Source organism: Sphingomonas sp. CFBP 8765 (assembly GCF_014841445.1).
In the GTDB taxonomy this organism is placed as follows: domain Bacteria; phylum Pseudomonadota; class Alphaproteobacteria; order Sphingomonadales; family Sphingomonadaceae; genus Sphingomonas; species Sphingomonas aerolata.
The window spans coordinates 455,944-478,542 of the sequence record NZ_JACYTY010000001.1; the positions used below are offsets into that span (position 1 = coordinate 455,944).

The window sequence follows — 22,599 nt, forward strand, 5'->3', positions numbered from 1 at the left end:
TTATGCAAACGTCTTGGCGAACGCCTCGAGCGCTGCCTTCAGCTTGTCCTTCGCCTCGTTACCCAGATCGCGGGTATCGCGGATCAGCTTGAGCACATCGGCATGGTTCGCGCGCATGTCGGCCAGCAGTGCCTGCTCGTAACGGGTCACGTCGGCGACGGGCACCTTGTCGAGGAAACCGCTGGTGCCGGCGAAGATCGAAACGGTCTGCTCCTCGAACGGCAGCGGCGAGAACTGCGCCTGCTTGAGCAGCTCGGTCAGACGCGCACCGCGGTTGAGCAGCTTCTGCGTCGACGCATCGAGATCCGACCCGAACTGCGCGAACGCCGCCATCTCGCGATACTGCGCGAGCTCGAGCTTGATCGAGCCCGACACCTTCTTCATCGCCTTGGTCTGTGCGGCCGAGCCGACGCGGCTGACCGAGAGACCGACGTTGATCGCCGGGCGCACGCCCGAGAAGAACAGGTCGGTTTCGAGGAAGATCTGGCCGTCGGTGATCGAGATCACGTTGGTCGGGATGTACGCCGAAACGTCGCCCGCCTGGGTCTCGATGATCGGCAGCGCGGTCAGCGAGCCGCCGCCGTTCGCGTCCGACATCTTGGCCGCACGCTCGAGCAGACGGCTGTGGAGATAGAACACGTCGCCGGGATAGGCTTCACGGCCCGGCGGACGACGCAGCAGCAGCGACATCTGGCGGTAGGCGACGGCCTGCTTCGACAGATCGTCGTAGCAGATCAGCGCGTGCATGCCGCGATCGCGGAAATACTCGCCCATCGCGACGCCGGTATAGGGCGCGAGATACTGGAGCGGTGCGGGGTCCGACGCGGTGGCTGCAACGACGATGGAATATTCCATCGCGCCATTCTCTTCGAGCGTCTTGACGAGCTGCGCAACGGTCGAGCGCTTCTGGCCGATCGCGACATAGACGCAATACAGCTTCTTCGACTCGTCGTCGCCCGCGTTCGCGGTCTTCTGGTTGATGAACGCGTCGATCGCGACCGCCGACTTGCCGGTCTGGCGATCGCCGATGATCAGCTCGCGCTGGCCACGGCCGACGGGAACGAGTGCGTCGATCGCCTTGAGACCGGTCTGGACCGGCTCGCTGACCGACTGGCGCGGGATGATGCCCGGCGCCTTGACCTCGACGCGGCTGCGCTCGGTCGTGTGGATCGGGCCCTTGCCGTCGATCGGGTTGCCGAGACCGTCGACCACGCGGCCGAGCAGCTCCTTGCCGATCGGCACGTCGACGATCGTGCCGGTGCGCTTGACGATGTCGCCTTCCTTGATCTCCGAGTCAGACCCGAAGATCACGACGCCGACATTGTCGGCCTCGAGGTTGAGCGCCATGCCCTGCACGCCGTTCGAGAATTCGACCATCTCGCCGGCCTGAACGTTGTCGAGGCCGAAGATGCGCGCGATGCCGTCGCCGACGCTCAGCACTTGGCCGGTCTCGCTGACCTGGGCCTCGGTACCGAAATTGGCGATCTGATCCTTGATGATCTTCGAGATTTCTGCGGCGCGGATATCCATGGTCAGCCTTTCATCGCCTGCGCGAGCGTGTTCAAACGGGTGCGGATCGACGAATCGATCATCTGGCTGCCGACGCGGACGACAAGTCCGCCCAGCAGCGATGGGTCGACGTTGAGGTCGACGGAAACTTCACGGCCGACCCGCTGGCGGAGCTGATGCTTCAGCTCGATCACCTGCTCTTCGGACAGCGGATGCGCTGATGTCACTTCGGCTGCGATCTCGCCGCGATGCTGCGCAGCAAGCGTGCGATACGCCTTGATGATCTTGACCAGCGCGCCGAGCCGGTGGTTCTCGGCCAGCACGCCCAGGAAATTCTTCGTGGTCGCATCGACGCCGAGTTCGTCGGCGACGGCGGAGATCGCCTTCACCGCCGCCCCGCGCGATACCATCGGGCTCGTCGTGAGGTCGCGGAGCGTGTCGGACTGCGCCAGCGCGTCGCGCACGGTCGACAGGCTCTGCTCGACCGCGTCGATCGTCTTGGCGTCACGCGCCAGTTCGAACAGGGCGAGCGCATAACGCCCACCTAAGCTCGCCTGGATAGCGCCGCCGCCGTTACCGGGAAGTGTCTCCACGGACCTGTCAATCCTCGTCTGAAACCGAATGTCGCCGTCCCACAAGGGAAGAGGGCGCGAAAGCACCTCTACCGGGACGCGGCGCGGGTAGCATCGGGTTCCACCAATGGCAAGCCGGGCGGGCGGCCGAGACGACTGGTTTGTGACTGTTTTGTCATCGGCAGATGGTTGGAAGGCCCACCTTACCCTCTTCGTCATCCCCGCGCAGGCGGGGATCCATATCTTCCGGACCCAGCGCATTCATCGCACGGCCTGCCACTATGGGTTCCCGCCTCTGCGGGAATGACGATAATGGTCGGAACAGGATCACACGACGAGGAATCGGAATGACCGGCACGATGGAAAGCATGACGATGTCCGACGGCGCGACGATCGCGGTCTATCATGCGCAGCCGACGGGAGACCGTCGCGGCGGCCTCGTCCTCGTGCAGGAGATCTTCGGCGTCACCGACCATATCCGCGATCTGTGCGACGACTATGCCGCCGATGGCTATGAAGTGCTGGCACCCGCCCTGTTCGACCGGGAGCATCCAGGCTTCGAGGCGGACTATTCGGGTGACGGCCTCGCCCGCGGGATCGAGCTTGCGCGGCAGCTTCATCCGTTCGAACTGTCGCTGACCGACGTCCAGACCTGCATCGACTCGCTCGCCCCCGCCGGGCCGGTGTTCGTCGTCGGCTATTGCTATGGGGGTTCGGTCGCGTGGTTCGCAGCGACCCGCCTCACCGGGGTGGCCGCCGCGAGCGGCTATTATGGCAGCATGATCCCGGCGGCGGCGGACGAAGAGCCCAAGGTTCCCGTCATCCTCCATTTCGGTCGCCATGATCACGGCATCCCGATGGAGGGCGTCGAGCAGGTGATCGCCAAGGACTGGCCGAACGCAACGGTCCATGTCTACGAGGCGGGCCACGGCTTCAACTCGGATCGCCGCAAGGGTTATCACGAGCCGAGCGCCGATCTTGCGAAGGCGCGCACGCTTGCGCTGTTCCACGCGAATGGCGGCTGAGAAGCGCGGGCGTCTGCTCCCCGGTTTGACCGCAAGCCGCGGGATGCAGCACCCCGACCGACGCGCTACACGCTGTCCATGACGCACATCGCCCCAGATCCGGACACCGCCTGGACCGCCTTTGCCAACCGGGACCGGGCGTGGGACGGTCGGTTCATCGTAGCGGTGAAGACGACCGGCATCTATTGCAAGCCGAGCTGCCCGGCCCGCCACCCCAGACGCGAGAATGTCGTCTTCCATGATGACCCGGCCAGCGCCCGTGCGGCCGGGTTCCGGGCCTGCCTTCGCTGTACCCCGGACTCCGTGGGCCGTGACCGGATCGCGGTCGCCGCCGCCGTCGCGCTGCTCGAAGCCACGGACGACCGCCTCTCGCTCGACCAGCTCGCGGCGCAGGCGGGCTATGCGCCGCATCATTTCCACCGGCTGTTCAAGCGCGCGACCGGGGTCACGCCGGCCGCCTATGCCCGCGGCCTGCGCAGCGCACGCGCCGCCGACGCGCTGACCCGGGAGGCCCACGTCGCCGCCGCGATCTACGATGCGGGCTATGCCGCACCGAGTCGCTTCTATGCCGGCGCCGCGTCGCGCATGGGGATGCCGCCGAGCGTCTGGGCGCGCGGCGGCGACGGGGTCCGGATCCGCTGGACGGTCGTCGCGACCAGCCTCGGGCCGCTACTGATCGCCGCGACCGATACGGGGCTGTGCCGCGTGGCGTTCGACGAGGACGCGGCCGACCTCGTCGCGCGCTTCCCCCGCGCGATCGTCACGCCCGGCGACGCGGCACTCGCCGATCTCGCGGCGCGCGTCGTCGCCAGCGTCGAATCACCCGACCGCCAGCACGACCTTCCGCTCGACGTCCGCGGCACCGCGTTCCAGGAGGCGGTCTGGCAGGCACTCGCTCGCATCCCCGCGGGCGAGACGCGCACCTACACGCAGCTCGCCGCCGCCGCCGGCACCCCGGCCGCGGTCCGTGCGGTCGGCAGCGCGTGCGGCGCCAACCCGATCGCCATCCTCATCCCCTGCCACCGCGCGCTTCGCACCGACGGGACACTCGGCGGCTACGCCTATGGGCTCGACCGCAAACGTGCGCTGCTGGCGAAAGAGGCGCCGCGCGAACCCGCCCTGTCGCCCGCACATTCAGGCGATCCCCGACCGTCGACATCGTGACGAGGGTCGGGGTCCGCGCCCTCGCCGCTAATTCGCCGGTGTCGGCCCAGACGGCGTCGCCGCCACCGTCTCCCCCCGTGCTTTCGCAAGCGCGAGCATCGCCGCGGGCCCCGTCACGCCGGTATCGAGGATCGCGATCAGCCGCGCCGCCGGGTTGTCCGCCGACTGGTGCGGATCATAGGCGAGCGGGCGCAGCGCGCGTCTGGCGGCATCGGTCTGACCATCCATGATCGCCTGCGCCGCGACCTTGAACCGCAGCGCCGGGTCCTGCGGCACCAGCTCGAGCGCGCGACCGATCCCCAGGATCGCGGCCGCGCTGGGAGCCTCGCCCGCCGCGGCGAAGCTGTCATAATAGAGCGACAGCGCCTCGGCATCGTCGGGCGCCTGGCGATTGGCCGTGACGATCCAGCGCCGCGCCGCACCCCATGCTGCGGCATCGCGGACTGTCGCCGCAGCGGCGCGCCGCATCAACACCTGCGCCTTGTACAGCATCGCCTGGCGCGACGTCGGATCGGCGGCGAGCGCGCGGTCGGCAGCAGCCAGCGCCGCATCGTCCTGCCCCGCATCATACGCCATCTCGGCAAGCCAGCCCTGCGCCAGCGCATCGTCGGGATAGGCCGCCGCGATCCGGGCGGCGCGCGCGAAGATCGGTGCGGCGGTGGCACGGTTGACGCCGCGCTCCGACTGCATCCGCAGCTCGACCATTGCAGCGGCGCCCGGCGACAACGGCGTCACGACCACCGGCGCGACGGGCAGCTTATCGTACGCGATCCGCAGCCCCGGGATGCGCGACTGGCGAAGATACGCATCGAGCGCCTTGTCGAGCGCGCGCAGGTCGCCGAACGCCGCGGTGGCCGCGGTTACGCTCGGCGTTCCCGCGTTCAGCGCGGTCAGATACTGCTGGAGCTGCCGGCCGCGCGCCGCGTCGAACATCAGGTAATGCGTCAGCAGCCATCCGCGCCCGTACATCACCCCGCGCTGCTCGTCGGTCAGCTTCTGCCCGGTCGCGAACAGGGTCGCCGCGGGCACCGGCTTGGCCGCGAGCAGGCTGTACGCCCGGTGCTGCGCCGCGCCGCCGAGCTGGACATACTCCTTCTCGAACGCGGCGGTCGAGACGAACTCGGCATAGCCCTCGGAAAACCACGCCGGATAGGCGGCGGCGTAATTGCCCAGCAGGAAGTGATGCGCATATTCGTGGAACAGGACGATCTGCGGAATTCCGCCGCCGCGCGTCGAACGGCTGCCGTCCCCGCCCTCGTCGATCCGCGGGGTGAAGGCGACCGACCCGCTTGCGCGCGGCAGGTAGAATCCAGCGATGCCGCGATCACCCGACAATCGGCGGATCGCAGCGACGTCGTTCGCGACATAGACGGTGACGCGGTTCGCGCCCTTCGCGCCGGTGCCCTCCGGCGTGCGGTGGAGATGCCGGATCGCCCCGTCGAACTGCTCGAGCCGGGTCGCCATCGTCGTGAGCGCGGCGGGCGGCATGTCGGCATAGATCTCGAAATGATCGGAGGTCGCGCGCGCCCATTTCGCCGCTGCCGGCGTCCAGGCACCGACCAGTCCCGCCATGATCGTGACGCTCCACGCCACCCCATGCCTAACTCTGTGCATTACCCGCATCGCCATCCCCCTCAACACCGCCATCCTGCCATGCGGATCGACGCGTGCCGAGGGGGTAAACGAGACTCGATCAGTCTGCCGACGTGCAGGAATAGACGAGCTTCTCGTTGGGCAGCGGCGGCAACGTGGCCCGGACTGCAGACTGCTGGCCGACCACCCGCGTGATCGCCGCCGGATCGGTCGTGCACTGCCCCGGCGTGTCGCCACGCGCCGCCCGCGCCGCGGTCATCCCCGCCGCCGACATCAGATAGCGCGTATTGGCGTAGGTGCGCGTCGCCGGGTCGAACGATAGTAGCGACACCGTCTGCTCTGCCTCGGGCACCAGCACGCGTTCCCACCGGCCATTGCCCGCGACATATTGGGTCTTGCCGTTGACGCAGCCACCCGCGCCCCAGCTGAGCGGCACGTCTTCGCTCGACGAGATCGTGATCCGGCTCCGTTCGGGGATCAGCCGGCACATGAGCCGGCCGAGCGCCTTGTCCTCGACCACCGGCCCCGAGCGCGCGACCGACGCCGCGGGAAGGTCGACCGCGCCCGACGGCCTGGCCACGAACACGACGACCGCCGCGACTACCGCGACGCCACCGCCTGCTGCCGTCCAAATCGCCGCACGCCGCCGGCCGCGCGATTCGAGCAGCCCCGCCGCCCCGATCCCGAGCGCGCCTGCGACCAGCAGCAGCCCCGCGATCGCCATGACGTTCTCGCGCCGGCGCTCCGCCTCGATACGCGCCTGTTCCAGCGCGCGTTCGCGCGATAGCGCCGCCTGCGTCGCCACATCACGCCGCGCCGCCGCCGCATCGGCCGCCGCGCGCACGTCTGCGTCGCTGTCCTGCCGCAGCCGCTCCTCGATCGAGGTGCACGGCGTTCCGACCGCGCTATAGGGCTGCTTCGCCTCGCGCAGGAACGCGGCGAGCTCGGTATCCGCGATCGCGAAACCGAACGTCGAATCACCCTCCTCGCCGCGCGTGATCGCCGAATTGACGCCGATCACCCGCCCGCACCGGTCGAGCAGCGGCCCGCCCGAATTGCCGCGCGCGATATTGGCGGTGTGCAACAGCACCTCGACATCGCTCAGACTGCGTCGGCCCGAGAACACGCCCTCCGACCGCACCGGGCTGGTCGGCCGGATATAGTCCGCGGCCGAGCGCGCGGTGGCGAGGTCGACATTGCCGGGAAAGCCCAGCGACACCACCGCCCCGCCCTCATCGATCGGTCCCGTATACAGCGCGGTCTGCGGAAGGCGCGCGCCGGTGAACTCGATCAGCGCCAGATCGCGCTGCACGTCATAGGCGATCACCTTGCCCTGATAGGATTTGTCGCCCTCGGTCGGCACCACGCCGACCACGACATTGTCGGGATAGCGTTCCGCCAGCTCGACGACATGCGCGTTGGTGACGATCCGGTTGGGCGCGACCGCAAAGCCGCTGCCATGGCCGAAGCCGACGACCTGGTCGTCGACGACCGCGATCGTGACGACTCGCACGACCCCTCGCCCGGTCGCGCTGATGTCGTCAGCGCTGGCGGGGGCGGCGATGCCGATGAGCGCGGCGAGCGGAAGGACGAGCAGGGATAGCAGGCGGATCAGCATGCGCCTCCCTTATCCGCCCGCGCGCCGCGGCAGAACCCGTTTCCGGACGCCGCGCGGTCGCCGACCGATTGGTTAGCGAATTGGCAAGGCTTCGCCGGTAACCCCGGCATTAACGATCGAGGGACTGGTGCATGAGCGCGTTCGGACGACGCAGTGGGATGAGTGGCGGAACGGCAGCGCGGCCCGCGTTCGGCGTCGCGCGACCGATGCAGGGCGGCGGCCCCGCCCCGCGACCCGATCCCGAGGGCGGCGCGCAATTCCCTGCGCTCGACACCCTCCTGCCGATGCCCGGCGAGACCGAGGGCGGCGTGCCGATCGGTCAGGTCGACGCGATGCAGCGACTCGCCGATCGCCAGGCCGCGTCGGGCGATGCGGGCGCGAGCAAGGTCGAGGGCTTCGAACAGTCGATCCACAAGATCAAGGAACAGGTGCTTCCCCGCCTGCTCGAACGCGTCGATCCCGAGGCTGCGGCAACGCTCGGCAAGGACGAGCTGGCCGAGGAATTCCGCCCGATCATCGGCGAGGTGCTCGCCGAGCTGAAACTGACGCTCAACCGCCGCGAACAGTTCGCGCTGGAAAAGGTGCTGGTCGACGAGCTGCTCGGGCTCGGGCCGCTCGAGGAATTGCTCGCGGATCCGAACATCACCGACATCATGGTGAACGGCCCCGAACAGACCTATGTCGAGCGCAAGGGCAAGCTTGAGCTCGCCCCCATCCAGTTCCGCGACGAGGAGCATCTGTTCCAGATCGCGCAGCGGATCGTGAACTCGGTCGGCCGCCGCGTCGACCAGACCACACCGCTCGCCGACGCCCGCCTCAAGGACGGCAGCCGCGTCAACGTGATCGTGCCGCCGCTGAGCTTGCGCGGCACCGCGATCTCGATTCGTAAGTTTTCGGCCAAGCCGATCACGCTCGACATGATGGCCGGGTTCGGCAGCATGAGCCCCAAGATGGCGACCGCGCTGAAGATCGCCGGTGCCTCGCGGTTCAACGTCGTCATTTCGGGCGGTACCGGCTCGGGTAAGACGACGATGCTCAACGCGCTGTCGAAGATGATCGACCCGGGCGAGCGCGTGCTGACGATCGAGGACGCCGCCGAGCTTCGCCTGCAGCAGCCGCACTGGCTGCCGCTCGAAACCCGCCCCGCCAATCTGGAGGGCCAGGGCGAGATCAGCATCCGCGATCTCGTCAAGAACGCGCTGCGTATGCGCCCCGACCGAATCATCCTGGGCGAAATCCGTGGCTCCGAGTGTTTCGACATGCTCGCGGCGATGAACACCGGTCACGACGGCTCGATGTGCACGCTCCACGCCAACTCCCCGCGCGAGGCGCTCGCGCGCATGGAGAACATGGTGATGATGTCAGACATCAAGGTACCCAAGGAGGCGATCTCGCGTCAGATCGCCGATTCGGTCGAGCTGATCATCCAGGTAAAGCGCCTGCGCGACGGCTCGCGCCGCGTCACCAACATCACCGAAGTGATCGGCATGGAGGGCCCCGTGATCGTCACGCAGGAGCTGTTCAAGTTCGAATATCTCGACGAGAGCGCGGACGGCAAGATCCTCGGCGAATACCGCTCGATGGGCCTGCGCCCCTACACGCTCGACAAGGCCAAGCAGTTCGGATTCGACCAGGCCTATCTGGAGGCGTGCCTCTGACCCCCGTCGACTGCACTAACGGCAGGTGGTCGAGACCGTGCTAAAACTTCCCATTCTGCTCACGCCTATTTGCGGACATTCGGATCAAATCTATCATCTCTGGTATGGTACGAACCAAAAGATGCGTTGCCGCGATCGCCACGGCTTGGTTGTTCCTATCAAGCGTGCCCTCGGACGCCCGACTTCCAAATTTTGACCAAAGATCGGTGCCGCCTGCGCCCCCGGCTGAATACGACCCTATATCCGGTCCGTTTTTGGCTCGAATAGGCCGGAAAGGCGAGCTCGATGATCCGGGGGTGATTGCCAATGCTACAGCGTCTTGGGCCGGACCGAATTTATCTGCCTTTGTACTATGCTTTCAACCGGGAGCCGATCGTGACGGCTGGCAGGTTGCGTTTGAGGCCCTTCACAACGTTTCGGTTGAGCTCAAAATGCAGGGCGCGGTGACAGTCGTTATAGACGGGAAGCGGATATGTGATGCGGCTCCTTCGCCCTCAATGGGAAGCAAGCCACACGTTGAAATCAAAGGCGTAATTCGCGGTTAGTGCCGTAGGCTTCATTTCCGCGTCCCTTTCCGTCCCGGACATTCCTGATGAAAAAATCAAAAGTTCTGCATTCAAACAGCAATGGTAAGTGAGCGAGTGACACCCTCTAGCGCACGAGCCTACGCGTGTTAGGCTACTGCGATGCTTGTTCGCGCTATACTGATAATCGTTGCCGGGCTGATCGGGGCCTCTGCGACCGCACAAACCTCCGATTCCACCACCGCGATCATGCCAAAGCCGGTGTGCTCGGGTCACCTTGGGGAATCTGTTGCGATCACCGCCGCTCCCCTAACAGTCGAGATGCTGGGGGGCAGCTATCGGGCACATCCCGGCTGGCCACATCCCGGTGAGGCACGCGTGGATCAGCTTCGCTATAGCTCGGCGGTGATGCTGCGCTCGGATGACCCACGCTTCACCGACTTTGACCTCTCTCCTGGCACAGTGCACTCGCGAACATCGGGATGCTGGTTTTCATGGACCAGCATCCAAGGGAAGAGCGGTATTGCAGGCATTTCCAACGCTGGCATCGGAAGGAGCGGTTATGTGGATGGTTTTGTCCCGGCGCGGCCTGCCGTGACCCCCGATATCGTTGGATACAGTTTCGTCGCAGCCGATGACAACGTTCATAGGGACAGCTACACTTGGATTGGGGTATGGAACGCCAAAGGCTTGGCAGAGCGGTCGCGGGTCGTCGCCTTCGACGGCAAACGGTTCCTTATCCTTGCAACATTGCCCGTCCGGTTAGGAGCTATTTCCAAACTGTCCGACCTTCATTCTCAAGCCTATTTTCTAACGCTGATCGGTGAAGGCAAGCTTGGTCAAAAAGTAGCTTGGATAAGACTAGTCTGGCCCTAACCCGTCGATATACGGGTGCCGCTAACGATCCTAAGCCTACACCCCCACGTAAACGATCAAAGATTTCGCATCAGCCAAGGAATGGCAGGAAACGTAGGCGCTCACCGATGCAAAAAGTTGATGCATTGGCGGGCTCGTTCGGCGGTGGGTCTCCCACAACGCAGCCGCGAAAGCCGTGAGTCCGCTTTCCTTCCCTTCAAATCCATCTGCCCCACCGTCCGCGTGCCTAGCTTGTAAGGCCCCGCCAACGCGCTAGGGACGGTTGCACATGCGTATGCTTACCCTCGCCATCGTCCCGCTGTTGGCGGCCCTAAGCATCACGACGCGGCAGCCGGCATCGCAGGCCGCGGCCGCGCCCATCCAGGCGAGCTCTACCCCAAGCACCTCCCCCGCCGACCGCGACCAGGGCGTCGCCCGGCTCGCCGCCGATACCGAGACACGCTGGGTGCCGTTCGACCTGACGCCGGGCAACCAGATCCGGTTCGCGATGCAGATCGACGGGCGCAGCATCACCGCGATCCTCGACACCGGCGTCAGTTATACGTTGCTCGCAGACACCTCCCCCGCGGTCGTCCGCCGCGCGCTGAAGCCCGGCGGGCGGGCGAGCGCGATCGGCGGGTCGGTCGCGCTGCGCTGGATGCCGACGCGGTCGATCACGCTCGGCGGCCTGACGCGCAGCGGCGGCGGCGTCAGTGTTGCCGCCCTCCCCGCGCTCGCGACCGGCAGCGCGACCGCGGTCGACCTGCTGGTCGGGCGCGACCTGCTCGCCGCGCACGCGCTCGACATCGATTATGCCGCGCGCCGCTTCCGGCTGATCCCGACCGGGCGGCTGCCCTTTGCGGGCGAGACCGCGCCGCTGACGATCTCGTCCGATCGACGCGTCTATGAAAGCGCGATCCGGATCGGCACGCACGCGCTGGCGCCGATCGTCGTCGATACCGGCGACGGATCGGCGATCACCGTGACCGCGGCGGGCTGGCGCCGTGCCGCGCCGCCGGGGCTGCCGACCACCACCGCGATCGCCTATGGGCTCGGCGGCTCGGTCATTAGCGGCCTCGCGATCGCCCCCGAGATCCGCGTCGGCACGCTCGTCGCGCGCGACACCGAGGTGCGGATCGAACCCGAGGCGGGCTTTTCGCAGTCGATCGGCGCCGCCGGGCGGCTCGGCTCGGGGTTTCTCCAGCATTATCGCGTGCTGCTCGACCCGAGCGCAGCGCGGATGGTCCTGCACCGCGGTGACGTCGCCGATCCCCGCCCGATCCGGTCGACCAGCGGCCTGCTGATGGGGGTCGAAAGCAACCGGCTGAAGGTTCTGCACGTGATGCGCGGCGGCCCGGCCGAGGCGAGCGGGTGGCAGGTGGGCGACCTGATCTGTTCGATCGACGGCCAGCCCATCCCCCGCGACTATTCAACCAGCCCGCTGGCGGACTGGACCATCCGCCCGCCCGGCAGCGTCGTCCGACTCGGGCTGTGCGACGGGACGACGCGCGCGCTGACGCTCAGGAATTTTTACTGATGACATCGGCCATGACCGCACCGTCCGGATCCCGCTGGACCCCCGCGCTGATCCTGCTGCTGATCGCGCTGGCGATCCGCGCCTGGGATTTCGGCAATCCGGTGATTGCCGTCGACGAGCAATATTACCTGCTGGTCGGCGACCGGATGCTGCACGGCGCGATCCCCTTTGTCGACATCTGGGATCGCAAGCCGATCGGGCTGTTCCTGCTGTTCGCGGCGATCCGCCTGCTCCCCGGCGACGGGATCCTCGCCTATCAGCTCGTCGCGACCGGCTGCGCCTGGCTGACTGCGGTCCTCGTTCATCACGGCGCGATGCGGATCGGCGCGACGCGGCGTGGTGCGCTGGCGGCGGGAGCGACCTATCTGGCCGGGCTGTCGCTGCTCAGCGGCGGCGGCGGGCAGGCGCCGGTCTTCTACAATCTGCCGATCGCCATCGCCGCGCTGCTGACCTTCCGCCTGCCCGCACTCGCAGCGGCGAACGACCGCCGCGCGATCGTGCGTGGCGGCGCGCTGGCCTGCCTGCTCGCAGGGATCGCTATCCAGATGAAATACACGCCCGCCTTCGAGGGCGCGTTCTTCGGGCTGGCGCATCTCTGGTTCCACCGCCGCACCGGCGCGCCGGTCTCAGCGACGCTGGGCGCGGCGCTGCTTTGGATCGCCGTCGGGCTCGCGCCGTCGCTCGCCGCGCTCGGCTGGTACACCGCGCACGACCTGTTCGCGACCTTCTGGTTCGCCAACGTCACCTCGATCTTCCTGCGCCCCGGCTATCCGCTCGAGCAGGTGGTGATGCGGCTGCTCGGCATCCTCGTCCAGCTGCTCCCGCTGATCGCCGCCGCCGCGATCACCTGGCATCGCCGCGCGCATCTCGGGATCGACCGTGCGGTCGCGCGGCTCGCCTTTGGCTGGCTGATCGCGGCGTCGCTCGGCTTCCTCGCGATCGGCACCTTCTTCGATCATTACGGCCTGCCGCTGGTCGCCCCGCTGGCGATCGCCGCCGCGCCCGCGCTGTCACGCCATGCCAAGCTGCTCGCCATCGCGCTGATCGTCCCCTTCACGATCCTCGCGGTCGAACGCATCGTCCGCCGCGACGACGCCCCCGGCGCCTATGCGCTGGCCCGCATCGTCCGCGCGAACAGTGGCGACGAATGCCCCTATGTGTTCCGCGGCGACACCGTCACCTATCTGCTCGCGCGGACCTGCGTGCCGACGCCCTACGCCTTTCCCAACCTGCTCAGCCTGTCGACCGAACAGGGTGCGACCGGGATCGACGAGGCGGCCGAGGTCCGCCGCATCCTCGCCAACCGTCCGCCGGTGATCGTCACCTCGACGCGCCGCCTGTCGATCTGGAACGTCGGCAGCCTGCGCGCACTGAAGGCGACGCTCGCGAGCGACTATCGCCTCGTCTTCACCACGCGCAGGTTGAAGGATCGCAGCGCCGTCTATCTGCGCAACGACCGCATGTTCATCGCCCCCGGTCAGCGGGCTCCGTCGAGCCCCGTGCCCACCGCCGCCGACGGCAGGTAACGCGGCGCGGTCCGCGCCTTGGCCCGCTGTTCATAGGCATAGCCTGCGTTCAGCACCGTGCCGTCGCCGTAGCGCGTCGCGACGAACGACAGCCCGACCGGCAGTCCGCGGACCAGCCCCATCGGCACGGTCAGGTTCGGATAGCCGGCGACCGCGGGCAGTTCGCTCGCGCTCGGCCCGCCATATTGGTCGCCATACACCGGCTCGCTGAGCCAGGCGGGACCATAGGTCGGCTCGACCAGCACCGTCGCCCGCGCGGTCTTCAGCATCGCGTCGACCCCCTCCGTGCCCGCCAGCCGCAGTGATTTCGCGCGTGCTGCCTTGTAGGCCGGGTCGTCGAGCCCCTTGGTCTTGGCCGCCGCCTCGAACGTCTCCTGCGCGAAGAACGGCATCTCCGCTGCTGCATTGGCGCGGTTGAACGCGATCACCTGGTCGAGCGTCCGGGTCCGCACCGCTGCGGGGGTGGTCGCCAGATAGGTGTCGAGATCCGCCTTCAGCTCGGTCTGGAGTACCAGCAGCTCCGCCTCGCCGATCCCGTCGAGCTTGGGCTGCTTGACCTCGACGAGCACCGCGCCCGCCGCCTTGAGCACGCCCAGCGCGACCTCGTAGCGCGCCGCGACGTCCGCGGTCATCTCGGGCCGGACGACCCCGATCCGCAACCCCGAGAGTGCGCTGGTCGACAGGGCGGCGGCATAGTCGCGCTTGTACGCGCCTGCCCCCGCGGTCGCGGCATCCGCCGGATCCGCTGCGATCATCGCCGAGAACATCGTCGCCACGTCGCGCACGCTGCGCGCCATCGGCCCGGGCGTGTCCTGGCTATGGCTGATCGGCACGACATGCGTGCGACTGACCAGCCCGATCGTTGGCTTCAGCCCGACCAGCCCGTTGATCGATGACGGGCACACGACCGAGCCATCGGTTTCGGTGCCGATCGCGGCCGCAGCAAAGCTCGCCGCGATCGCCGCGCCCGACCCGCTCGACGATCCGCATGCGGTCCGATCGAGCGCATAGGGATTGCGGACCAGCCCGCCGACCGCACTCCACCCGCTCATCGACCGGGTCGAGCGGATGTTCGCCCATTCGCTGAGGTTGGTCTTGCCGAGGATCACCGCCCCCGCCGCGCGCAGCTGCGCGACCACCGGCGCGTCGCGGCGCGTCATATTGTCCTTGAGCGCCAGGCTGCCCGCGGTGGTCGGCATCGCGTCGGCGGTCTCGACATTGTCCTTGATCAGCACCGGCACGCCGTGCAGCGGTCCGCGCACCCGCCCTGCCCGACGCTCCGCGTCGAGCGCCTTGGCCTGGGCCAGCGCGTCGGGATTGAGCGCGATCACGCTGCGCAGCGTCGGCCCCTTGCGGTCCATCGCCGCGATCCGCGCGAGATACGCCCGGACCAGATCGACACTGCTTGCCATCCCCGCCGTCATGCTCGCCTGAAGCTGATCGATCGAGCGTTCCTCGACCGCGACGGTCTTTGCCACCGCCGCCGTTGGCATGGCGGCGGTGGCAAGCAGGATACCCGTGATAATCTGGCGCATTTTCAGTCCCCCTTTGGCCTGGACGCTATCGGGGATCGGACGGCGCGCCAAGCGCCCTGGCGGGTCAGCCGACGAAGGCGCGCTCGATCACGAACGTACCGGGCTTGGAATTCGCGCCCTCTTCAAAGCCCTGCGCCTCGAGCATCACCGCGAACTCCTTGATCATCTCGGTCGATCCGCACAGCATCGCGCGGTCGGTCTCGGGGTTCAGCTTCTGGTCGCCGCGCACCGGATGGCCGAACAGCGACGCGTCCTCGATCAGCGCACCGATCCGCCGCGTGGTGCGGAACGGCTCGCGCGTGACGGTCGGGATGTAGTGGAACTGCGTGGCCGCCTCCTCGGCGATCAGCGGATCCTCGGCGAGCAAGGCGACCATCTCGTCGTGATAGGCAAGGTCGCTGACGCGGCGCACGCTGTGCACGACGATGACCTGCTCATACGCCGAATAGACATCGGGATCGCGCATCAGGCTGAGGAAGGGGGCAAGGCCGGTGCCGGTCGAGAACATGAACAGCCGCTTGCCCGGGAGCAGCGCGTCGAGCACCAAAGTGCCGGTCGGCTTCTTGCCCAGATACACCTCGTCACCCGGCTGGATCAGCTGGAGCTTCGACGTCAGCGGACCGTCCTCGACCTTGATCGACAGGAATTCGAGCTCTTCCGAATAATGCGGGCTCGCGATCGAATAGGCGCGCATGATCGGCTTGCCGCCCTCCTGCGGAAGGCCGATCATCACGAATTCGCCCGAGCGGAAGCGGAAGGTCGACGGGCGCTCGATCGCGAAACTGAACAGATGCTCGTTCCAGTGGCGCACCCACAGAACCTTGGCGTTGAGGAACGCGGGGGTCTCCGGGATGAGCACGGGCGCGCGGGTTTCGAGGGTTTCGGCGGTCATGCGTCTATTCCTTGGCCGCGCGGAGTCGCGCCGGCGGGTCGATGGCTTGCGAAACGGTCGCATTATGGATGCGCGTGCGGTGGGTCAACATTAGCAAAGCTTGGGGCCGCACAATGCTCGCCGCATTAGAACGTCCGTCATTCCCGCGCAGGCGGGAATCCATACTGACAACGCTCTCCCTTAAAATGCTGACGGCCTAGGCTATAGATCCCCGCCTGCGCGGGGATGGCGGGTGGTTTGCGGATTGACGAATGCCGCCAATGGCGGCGTTGTCGTCGTGCCACCTGTTCCCCATATTCCCCCTCGATGGCCATCCAGATCCGCACCAGCCTCGCCGAACCCGAAACCGGCGACACCTTCGTCCCGCACCGCCCGACCGCGCGCCCTGCAAAGGTCGAGGGCGGCAAGCGGTTCAAGCTCGTCAGCGACTATGCGCCTGCGGGCGACCAGCCGACCGCGATCGCCGAACTCGTCTCGGCGATCGGCGAGGGCGAGAAGGATCAGGTGCTGCTCGGCGTCACCGGTTCGGGCAAGACCTTCACGATGGCGAGCGTGATCGAACGCGTGCAGCGGCCTGCGCTGATCCTCGCGCCGAACAAGATCCTCGCGGCGCAGCTCTACGGCGAGATGAAGTCGTTCTTCCCTGACAACGCCGTCGAATATTTCGTCAGCTATTACGATTATTACCAACCCGAGGCGTATGTCGCGCGGTCGGACACGTATATCGAGAAAGAATCCTCGACCAACGAGTCGATCGACCGGATGCGGCATTCGGCGACTCGCGCGCTGCTCGAACGCGACGATGTGATCATCGTCGCGTCGGTCTCGTGCCTGTACGGCATCGGCTCGGTCGAGACCTATTCGGCGATGATCTTCGACTTGAAAAAGGGCACGACGGTCGACCAGCGCGAGATCGTGCGCAAGCTCGTCGCGCTCCAGTACAAGCGCAACGACGCGGCGTTCCAGCGCGGCAATTTCCGTGTGAAGGGCGACACGCTCGAGATCTTCCCGTCGCATTACGAAGACAGCGCGTGGCGCATCTCGTTCTTTGGCGACGATATCGAGGAGATCACCGAGTTCGACCCGCTGACCGGCAAGAAGGTCGCGTCGCTCAACTCGGTGCGCGTCTATGCGAACTCGCATTACGTGACGCCCGGCCCGACGCTGAAACAGGCGGGCGAGGCGATCAAGCACGAGCTGGCCGAGCGGCTGAAGGAACTGGTGCTCGAGGGCAAGCTGCTCGAGGCGCAGCGGCTCGAGCAGCGCACGAACTTCGATCTCGAGATGATCGCGGCGACCGGCAGCTGCGCGGGGATCGAGAATTACAGCCGCTTCCTCACCGGCCGCATGCCGGGCGAGCCGCCGCCCACTTTGTTCGAATATCTGCCCGACAATGCGCTGCTGTTCGTCGATGAGAGCCACGTCACGATCGGCCAGATCAACGGCATGTCGCGCGGCGATCACCGTCGCAAGCTGACGCTGGCCGAATATGGCTTCCGCCTTCCCTCGGCGATCGACAACCGGCCGCTGAGGTTCAACGAATGGGACGCGATGCGCCCGCCAACGACCTATGTCTCGGCGACGCCGGGCAGCTGGGAAATGGAGCAGACCGGCGGCGTGTTCGCCGAACAGGTCATCCGCCCGACCGGGCTGATCGATCCGCCCATCGAGATCAAGCCGGTCGAGGAGCAGGTGCAGGACCTGATCGTCGAGGTCGGGAAGACCACCGCGCTTGGATACCGTACGCTCGTCACCACGCTGACGAAGCGGATGGCGGAGGATCTGACCGAGTATATGCACGAGGCGGGGATCAAGGTCCGCTACATGCACAGCGACGTCGAGACGCTCGAGCGTATCGAGCTGATCCGCGACCTGCGGCTGGGCGTGTACGACGTGCTGATCGGCATCAACCTATTGCGCGAGGGGTTGGACATTCCCGAATGCGGGCTGGTCGCGATCCTCGATGCGGACAAGGAGGGCTTCCTTCGGTCCGAAACATCGCTGATCCAGACGATCGGTCGTGCGGCGCGTAACGTCGACGGCCGCGTGATCCTGTACGCCGACCGCGTCACGGGCTCTATGGAGCGCGCGATGAACGAGACGGCGCGGCGCCGCGAGAAGCAGGTTGCGTACAACACCGAACATGGCATCACGCCGACGACGATCCGCCGCAACATCGGCGACATCATCGCGCATGTTGCAAGCCAGGATCAGGTGACGGTCCCGATCGACGAAGACCGCCCGCACATGGTCGGCCACAACCTGCGTGCGTATATCGAGGATCTGGAAAAGCAGATGCGCAAGGCCGCGTCGGATCTGGAATTCGAGACCGCCGGGCGGCTGCGAGACGAGATCCGGCAGCTGGAGAACGAGGAGCTCGGCCTGCCGGTTGACCAGCAGAAGGCGCCGGTCATGGGCCGTTCGAACGAGGGTAAGCCAGGCACGCGGAAAACGCGCTTCGGGAAGAGCCAGAAAATGCGGATGGGTGGCTCTCGGTCTCGCTGAGCCCGCTCATGGCTTTGGTCGTGAGGGTTGGGGCCGATAACTCTGGATCCTGACTTTCGTCAGGATGACAGGGGAGAGGGACGGCGGATTTAAAGCACTCCGTCATCCTGACGAAAGTCAGGATCCAGAGCCACACAAACCGCCCCTTCCCCGCATCAGCGTTACCCGACGACGAGATCCTCGCTGCTCGACCCGTAATAGCTCGCTACCCGGTCGGCATAGGCCTGGTCGAAGACCGGTGCGTTGTTCGACCAGCTCGGGCCGCCCTCGAGCACGCGCTTGTCGATCGTCACCACATACAGATCACGCACCGCGTCGAACTGAAGCAACGCGAACGGCAGCGGGTAGAAGCTCTTGCCCATGCCCAGGAACCCACCGAGGCTCAGCACGGCATGCGTCGCGCGCCCGGTACCCTTGTGCACCATGAACGCATAAACCGTCCCGACCGCGTCGCCATCGCGGCTCTCGACCTTCATCGTCCCCGAAATATTGGCCTGGACGAGCAACTGGGTGGGGGTCTGGGCAGCGGTATCGGACATGGATCGTCTCCTGATTTACAGTGTTCCGTCGCTGAACCGGTAGCAGCGTGCGCCGGTTCCCACGCGATCGCCGTCCTCGCGCCTTGAGCGGCCGCCGGGCGTGCCGCATAGCGGGTTATGCGCGCCCACACCCCTATCGCCGCCGGCTGGCCCATCGCCGCCGGCCTCGCCACGCTGACGCTGATCGCCGGTTGCGTCGCGCCGCCGCGCGCCGAACCGCCGCCGCCGCCACCGCGCGTGGAGGCGCCCGCCCCCGCCCCACGCCCCGCCCCGCTCGCGGCGGATTGGCGCGACTGGCCCTATACGCCGGGAACCTGGACCTATCGCCGCGATCCGCGCGGATCGGTGGCGAGCTTCGGAACGCAGGCGGCGCTGCCCGCGCTGACACTGCAGTGCGATACCAGCACGCGGCAAATCCATCTGTCGCGTACTGCGGCGGCGGCCACGCCGATGACGATCCGCACGTCGAGCGTCACGCGCGCGCTGTCGGTCCAGCCCGGCAATACGCCCGGCACCGTGACGGCGACGCTGCCGGCCAGCGATCCGCTGCTCGAGGCGATGGGGTTCAGCCGCGGTCGGTTCGTGATCGACCAGCAGGGCCAACCGGCGCTCGTCATCCCCTCATGGGCGGAGATCGAACGCGTGACCGAGGATTGTCGCGGGTAAGGGCGGGCATTCGCCCAGCGTGTCGCACAGCCTTTGAAGATTGCGCGAAATCTTCTGCAAAACAAGACTTGTATCAACAGGGCGCCCGGCACACATTGCGGTTGCGGTCAGGCTTGGCCGCGTTTTTTCAACAAGCGAAAGGAGGTGATCCGATGTCTCATGGTTCAGCAGTGAGTTCGGTTCGGTTCGTTCGGGGGACGCGCTACTGATATCCGACGGCATGTGCGGGAGGTATCGCCCTCCAATCAACGCACATGGCACAGGATGAGGTGGTACGCATGGTCCTCCGGGCTGGAGCTCTCCGGCCGCTGACCATGTCAGGAGGTTGTCGGGTCGTCGTGAGACGCCCCGGCAACCTCTTTTCATTTCTGGGTGCTTTTGGTTTGGGAATGCGGGCGTCGCCCCGCATCGGCGAGATGAACCGCCCTAGCTCCACCCACGCCGTCATCCTGACGAAAGTCAGGATCCAGAGCCACGCAGGTTGCCCCTAATTATCCTGGATCGTGACTTTCGTCAGGATGACGGGACGGGCGACGGCTAGCCGCCCTAGCGCACGCGCCGGTTACAGAAACGCCTTGGCCCGGTTGAGCACGAGGCTGCACATCTTCGTCTTCACCTGTCCGCCGAGATTGTCGAGCGACAACCCCTGACCGTTCGGCGCCTGAAGCTCCCCCGCCTGTCCCGCTGCAAAGCCGGGCGACGTCTGCACGCCCTGCCGCCCGGTCAACCGCTGAAAGATCGACTGCGCGCCCGCCGCCTGGCCCGTCACAGGAGCCTGCGTCCGGGACTGGGGCGCCGTTTGCCGCCCGGTTAACGCGCCAAGTGCGCCGCCCTGACCGAGCAGGTTGTTCTTGAGGCAGTAGCCTAGCAGACCTGCCGCATTGCCCGCACCGATCGAACCGATGCCCGACGCGCCACCGCCAAGCAGGCCGCCCAATCCGCCACCCAGTCCGCCGCCGAGCCCGACAAGACTGTCGCCCAAGCTGCCGAGGCCCCCGCTGGACGTACGGGGCGCGGGCGCAGGTGCCCCGCTCTGGGCAACGGCACTCGTCGTCATCAATGTTGCGACCGCGATCGCGACGACGGGGTTGGCGGGCTTGAACATACGAAACTCCTCTGGTTCGCAAGCTCAACGGAAGGGCCGCCCTCCCCGTTCCACGTCATCAGGACGAGCGGTCACGCCGGCGCGAGCAGCCCCTCCCGTGCGATCTTCTCGCGCCAGACGAGCGGCGCCAGCTGGTGGACGTTCTCTCCCGCCGAATCGACCGCGACGGTCACCGGGAAATCGGCGACCTCGAATTCGTAGATCGCTTCCATACCCAGATCCTCGAAGCCGACGACCTTCGATCCCTTGATCGCGCGCGCGACGAGATAGGCCGCACCGCCGACCGCCATCAAATAGGCCGACTTGGCCTCGGCGATCGCCTTGGTCGCATCGCCGCCGCGCTCGGCCTTGCCGACCATCGCGAGCAGGCCCTGGTCGAGCATCATGCGCGTGAACTTGTCCATCCGCGTCGCTGTGGTGGGGCCCGCGGGCCCGACCACCTCGTCGCCGACCGGATCGACCGGCCCGACATAATAGATCACGCGACCACGGAAATCGACGGGCAGCTCCTCGCCCCTGGCCAGCATGTCGGCGATCCGCTTGTGCGCGGCGTCGCGCCCGGTCAGCATCTTGCCGTTCAGCAGCAGCCGGTCGCCATGCTTCCACGTCTGCACGACCTCGGGAGTCAGCGTGTCGAGGTCGACCCGGATCGCGGCCTTGTCGGGCGTCCAGTTGACGTCAGGCCATTCCTCGAGCTTCGGTGCCTCCAGATACACCGGCCCCGACCCGTCGAGCACGAAATGCGCATGGCGCGTGGCGGCGCAGTTCGGGATCATCGCGACCGGCTTCGACGCGGCATGCGTCGGCCAGTCGAAAATCTTGACGTCGAGGATGGTGGAGAGCCCGCCCAGCCCTTGCGCGCCGATGCCGAGCGCGTTGACCTTGTCGTAGATCTCGATCCGCAGCGCCTCGATGTCGTTCTTCGGACCGCGTTCCTTCAGCTGCGCCATGTCGATCGCGCCCATCAGCGACTGCTTGGCGAGGATCATCGACTTTTCCGCGGTGCCGCCGATGCCGATGCCGAGCATCCCCGGCGGGCACCAGCCCGCGCCCATCTGCGGGATCATCTCGAGCACCCAGTCGACGATCGAATCGCTCGGGTTCATCATCTTGAACTTCGACTTGTTCTCACTGCCGCCGCCCTTGGCAGCGACGTCGATCGAGACGGTGTTGCCGGGCACCATCTCGACATGCATCACGCTGGGCGTGTTGTCCTTGGTGTTGCGGCGCGTGAAGGCGGGATCGGCGAGGATCGAGGCGCGCAGCTTGTTCTCGGGGTTGAGATACGCCTTGCGGACGCCTTCATCGATCACCTCCTGCAAGGAGCGGGTCGAATCGAGACGGCAGTCCTGGCCCCATTTCACGAAGATCGTGACGATGCCGGTATCCTGGCAGATCGGGCGGTGGCCTTCTGCGCACATCCGGCTGTTCGTCAGGATCTGCGCGATCGCATCCTTGGCGGCGGGGCTCTGCTCGGCTTCGTACGCGACGCCCAGCGCACGGATGTAGTCCATCGGATGGTAGTAGCTGATGAACTGGAGCGCGTCGGCGACGCTTTCGATCAGGTCGGCTTCGGTGATGACGGTCATGCAGCGCCTTTACGGATACGGGTTTGCAGGCGTCTTAGCGGCGATCGGGTGATTTATGAAGATAGGGTCGGTCGGGGGATCGCCGCGCGACCCGCCACGACGTCCGCGCCTGCACGAGATCCGACGTGTAAGGTTCTCCAAACAAAAGGGGCTGGAGTGGACACATCACCACTCCAGCCCCTCAGGC

17 protein-coding genes are annotated in these 22,599 nt (G+C 66.7%); 8 read left to right on the forward strand and 9 right to left on the reverse strand.

Annotated elements, in window-relative coordinates; translation table 11 throughout:
- Positions 1-1,530, reverse strand: coding sequence for a F0F1 ATP synthase subunit alpha (atpA, locus tag IFT87_RS02230; protein WP_031394432.1), 1,530 nt, complete (start codon positions 1,528-1,530; stop codon positions 1-3).
- Positions 1,531-1,532: 2 nt separating this feature from the next.
- Entirely contained in the window at positions 1,533-2,102 is a 570-nt protein-coding gene (locus IFT87_RS02235; RefSeq protein ID WP_037530469.1) for a F0F1 ATP synthase subunit delta, read from the reverse strand.
- Positions 2,103-2,428: 326 nt separating this feature from the next.
- Between IFT87_RS02235 and IFT87_RS02240 the strand changes: the two genes are divergently transcribed.
- Both IFT87_RS02240 and ada read left to right on the forward strand, forming a co-directional pair.
- Positions 2,429-3,106: a dienelactone hydrolase family protein gene (locus tag IFT87_RS02240; RefSeq protein ID WP_192007321.1), complete on the forward strand. Its 678-nt coding sequence runs from the start codon at positions 2,429-2,431 to the stop codon at positions 3,104-3,106.
- Between the two features lie 78 nt (positions 3,107-3,184).
- A complete protein-coding gene (gene ada, locus IFT87_RS02245) occupies positions 3,185-4,270 on the forward strand; it encodes a bifunctional DNA-binding transcriptional regulator/O6-methylguanine-DNA methyltransferase Ada (protein WP_192007323.1) in 1,086 nt (361 codons plus the stop codon).
- Positions 4,271-4,297: 27 nt separating this feature from the next.
- On the opposite strand, the gene IFT87_RS02250 is transcribed toward ada, so the two are convergent.
- Positions 4,298-5,884, reverse strand: coding sequence for a hypothetical protein (locus tag IFT87_RS02250; protein ID WP_249403159.1), 1,587 nt, complete (start codon positions 5,882-5,884; stop codon positions 4,298-4,300).
- A 79-nt stretch (positions 5,885-5,963) separates the two neighbouring features.
- Positions 5,964-7,481 carry a S1C family serine protease gene (locus IFT87_RS02255; RefSeq protein WP_192007325.1) on the reverse strand — a complete coding sequence of 506 codons (1,518 nt, stop codon included), beginning with the start codon at positions 7,479-7,481 and terminating at the stop codon, positions 5,964-5,966.
- A 131-nt stretch (positions 7,482-7,612) separates the two neighbouring features.
- Between IFT87_RS02255 and IFT87_RS02260 the strand changes: the two genes are divergently transcribed.
- The 4 genes from IFT87_RS02260 (at position 7,613) to IFT87_RS02275 (ending at position 13,581) form a co-directional block, all read left to right on the forward strand.
- Positions 7,613-9,139, forward strand: coding sequence for a CpaF family protein (locus tag IFT87_RS02260; protein ID WP_166746812.1), 1,527 nt, complete (start codon positions 7,613-7,615; stop codon positions 9,137-9,139).
- A gap of 686 nt (positions 9,140-9,825) precedes the next feature.
- Positions 9,826-10,539, forward strand: coding sequence for a hypothetical protein (locus tag IFT87_RS02265; protein ID WP_192007327.1), 714 nt, complete (start codon positions 9,826-9,828; stop codon positions 10,537-10,539).
- Positions 10,540-10,807: 268 nt separating this feature from the next.
- Positions 10,808-12,055, forward strand: coding sequence for a PDZ domain-containing protein (locus tag IFT87_RS02270; RefSeq protein ID WP_249403160.1), 1,248 nt, complete (start codon positions 10,808-10,810; stop codon positions 12,053-12,055).
- Complete coding sequence (locus IFT87_RS02275; RefSeq protein WP_249403161.1) at positions 12,055-13,581, forward strand: hypothetical protein; 1,527 nt, start codon at positions 12,055-12,057, stop codon at positions 13,579-13,581. The genes IFT87_RS02270 and IFT87_RS02275 overlap by 1 nt, the downstream gene beginning before the upstream one ends.
- On the opposite strand, the gene IFT87_RS02280 is transcribed toward IFT87_RS02275, so the two are convergent.
- A complete protein-coding gene (locus IFT87_RS02280; RefSeq protein WP_192007329.1) occupies positions 13,533-15,116 on the reverse strand; it encodes an amidase in 1,584 nt (527 codons plus the stop codon). The genes IFT87_RS02275 and IFT87_RS02280 overlap by 49 nt on opposite strands.
- Before the next feature lie 64 nt (positions 15,117-15,180).
- Entirely contained in the window at positions 15,181-16,008 is an 828-nt protein-coding gene (locus IFT87_RS02285; protein ID WP_037530558.1) for a ferredoxin--NADP reductase, read from the reverse strand.
- Positions 16,009-16,314: 306 nt separating this feature from the next.
- Between IFT87_RS02285 and uvrB the strand changes: the two genes are divergently transcribed.
- A complete protein-coding gene (gene uvrB / locus IFT87_RS02290; RefSeq protein ID WP_192007330.1) occupies positions 16,315-18,513 on the forward strand; it encodes an excinuclease ABC subunit UvrB in 2,199 nt (732 codons plus the stop codon).
- Positions 18,514-18,674: 161 nt separating this feature from the next.
- Here the strand turns inward: uvrB and IFT87_RS02295 are convergent, their stop codons facing one another.
- Positions 18,675-19,052: a PRC-barrel domain-containing protein gene (locus tag IFT87_RS02295; protein WP_192007331.1), complete on the reverse strand. Its 378-nt coding sequence runs from the start codon at positions 19,050-19,052 to the stop codon at positions 18,675-18,677.
- Positions 19,053-19,169: 117 nt separating this feature from the next.
- Between IFT87_RS02295 and IFT87_RS02300 the strand changes: the two genes are divergently transcribed.
- Entirely contained in the window at positions 19,170-19,718 is a 549-nt protein-coding gene (locus tag IFT87_RS02300; RefSeq protein ID WP_192007332.1) for a hypothetical protein, read from the forward strand.
- A 562-nt stretch (positions 19,719-20,280) separates the two neighbouring features.
- Here IFT87_RS02300 and IFT87_RS02305 read toward each other — a convergent pair.
- Both IFT87_RS02305 and IFT87_RS02310 read right to left on the reverse strand, forming a co-directional pair.
- Positions 20,281-20,823 carry a DUF2501 domain-containing protein gene (locus IFT87_RS02305; protein WP_192007334.1) on the reverse strand — a complete coding sequence of 181 codons (543 nt, stop codon included), beginning with the start codon at positions 20,821-20,823 and terminating at the stop codon, positions 20,281-20,283.
- Between the two features lie 71 nt (positions 20,824-20,894).
- The gene (locus IFT87_RS02310) at positions 20,895-22,412 is read right to left on the reverse strand and encodes a fumarate hydratase (RefSeq protein ID WP_037531977.1); all 1,518 of its coding nucleotides are present in this window, start codon (positions 22,410-22,412) and stop codon (positions 20,895-20,897) included.
- Between the last annotated feature and the right edge of the window lie 187 nt (positions 22,413-22,599).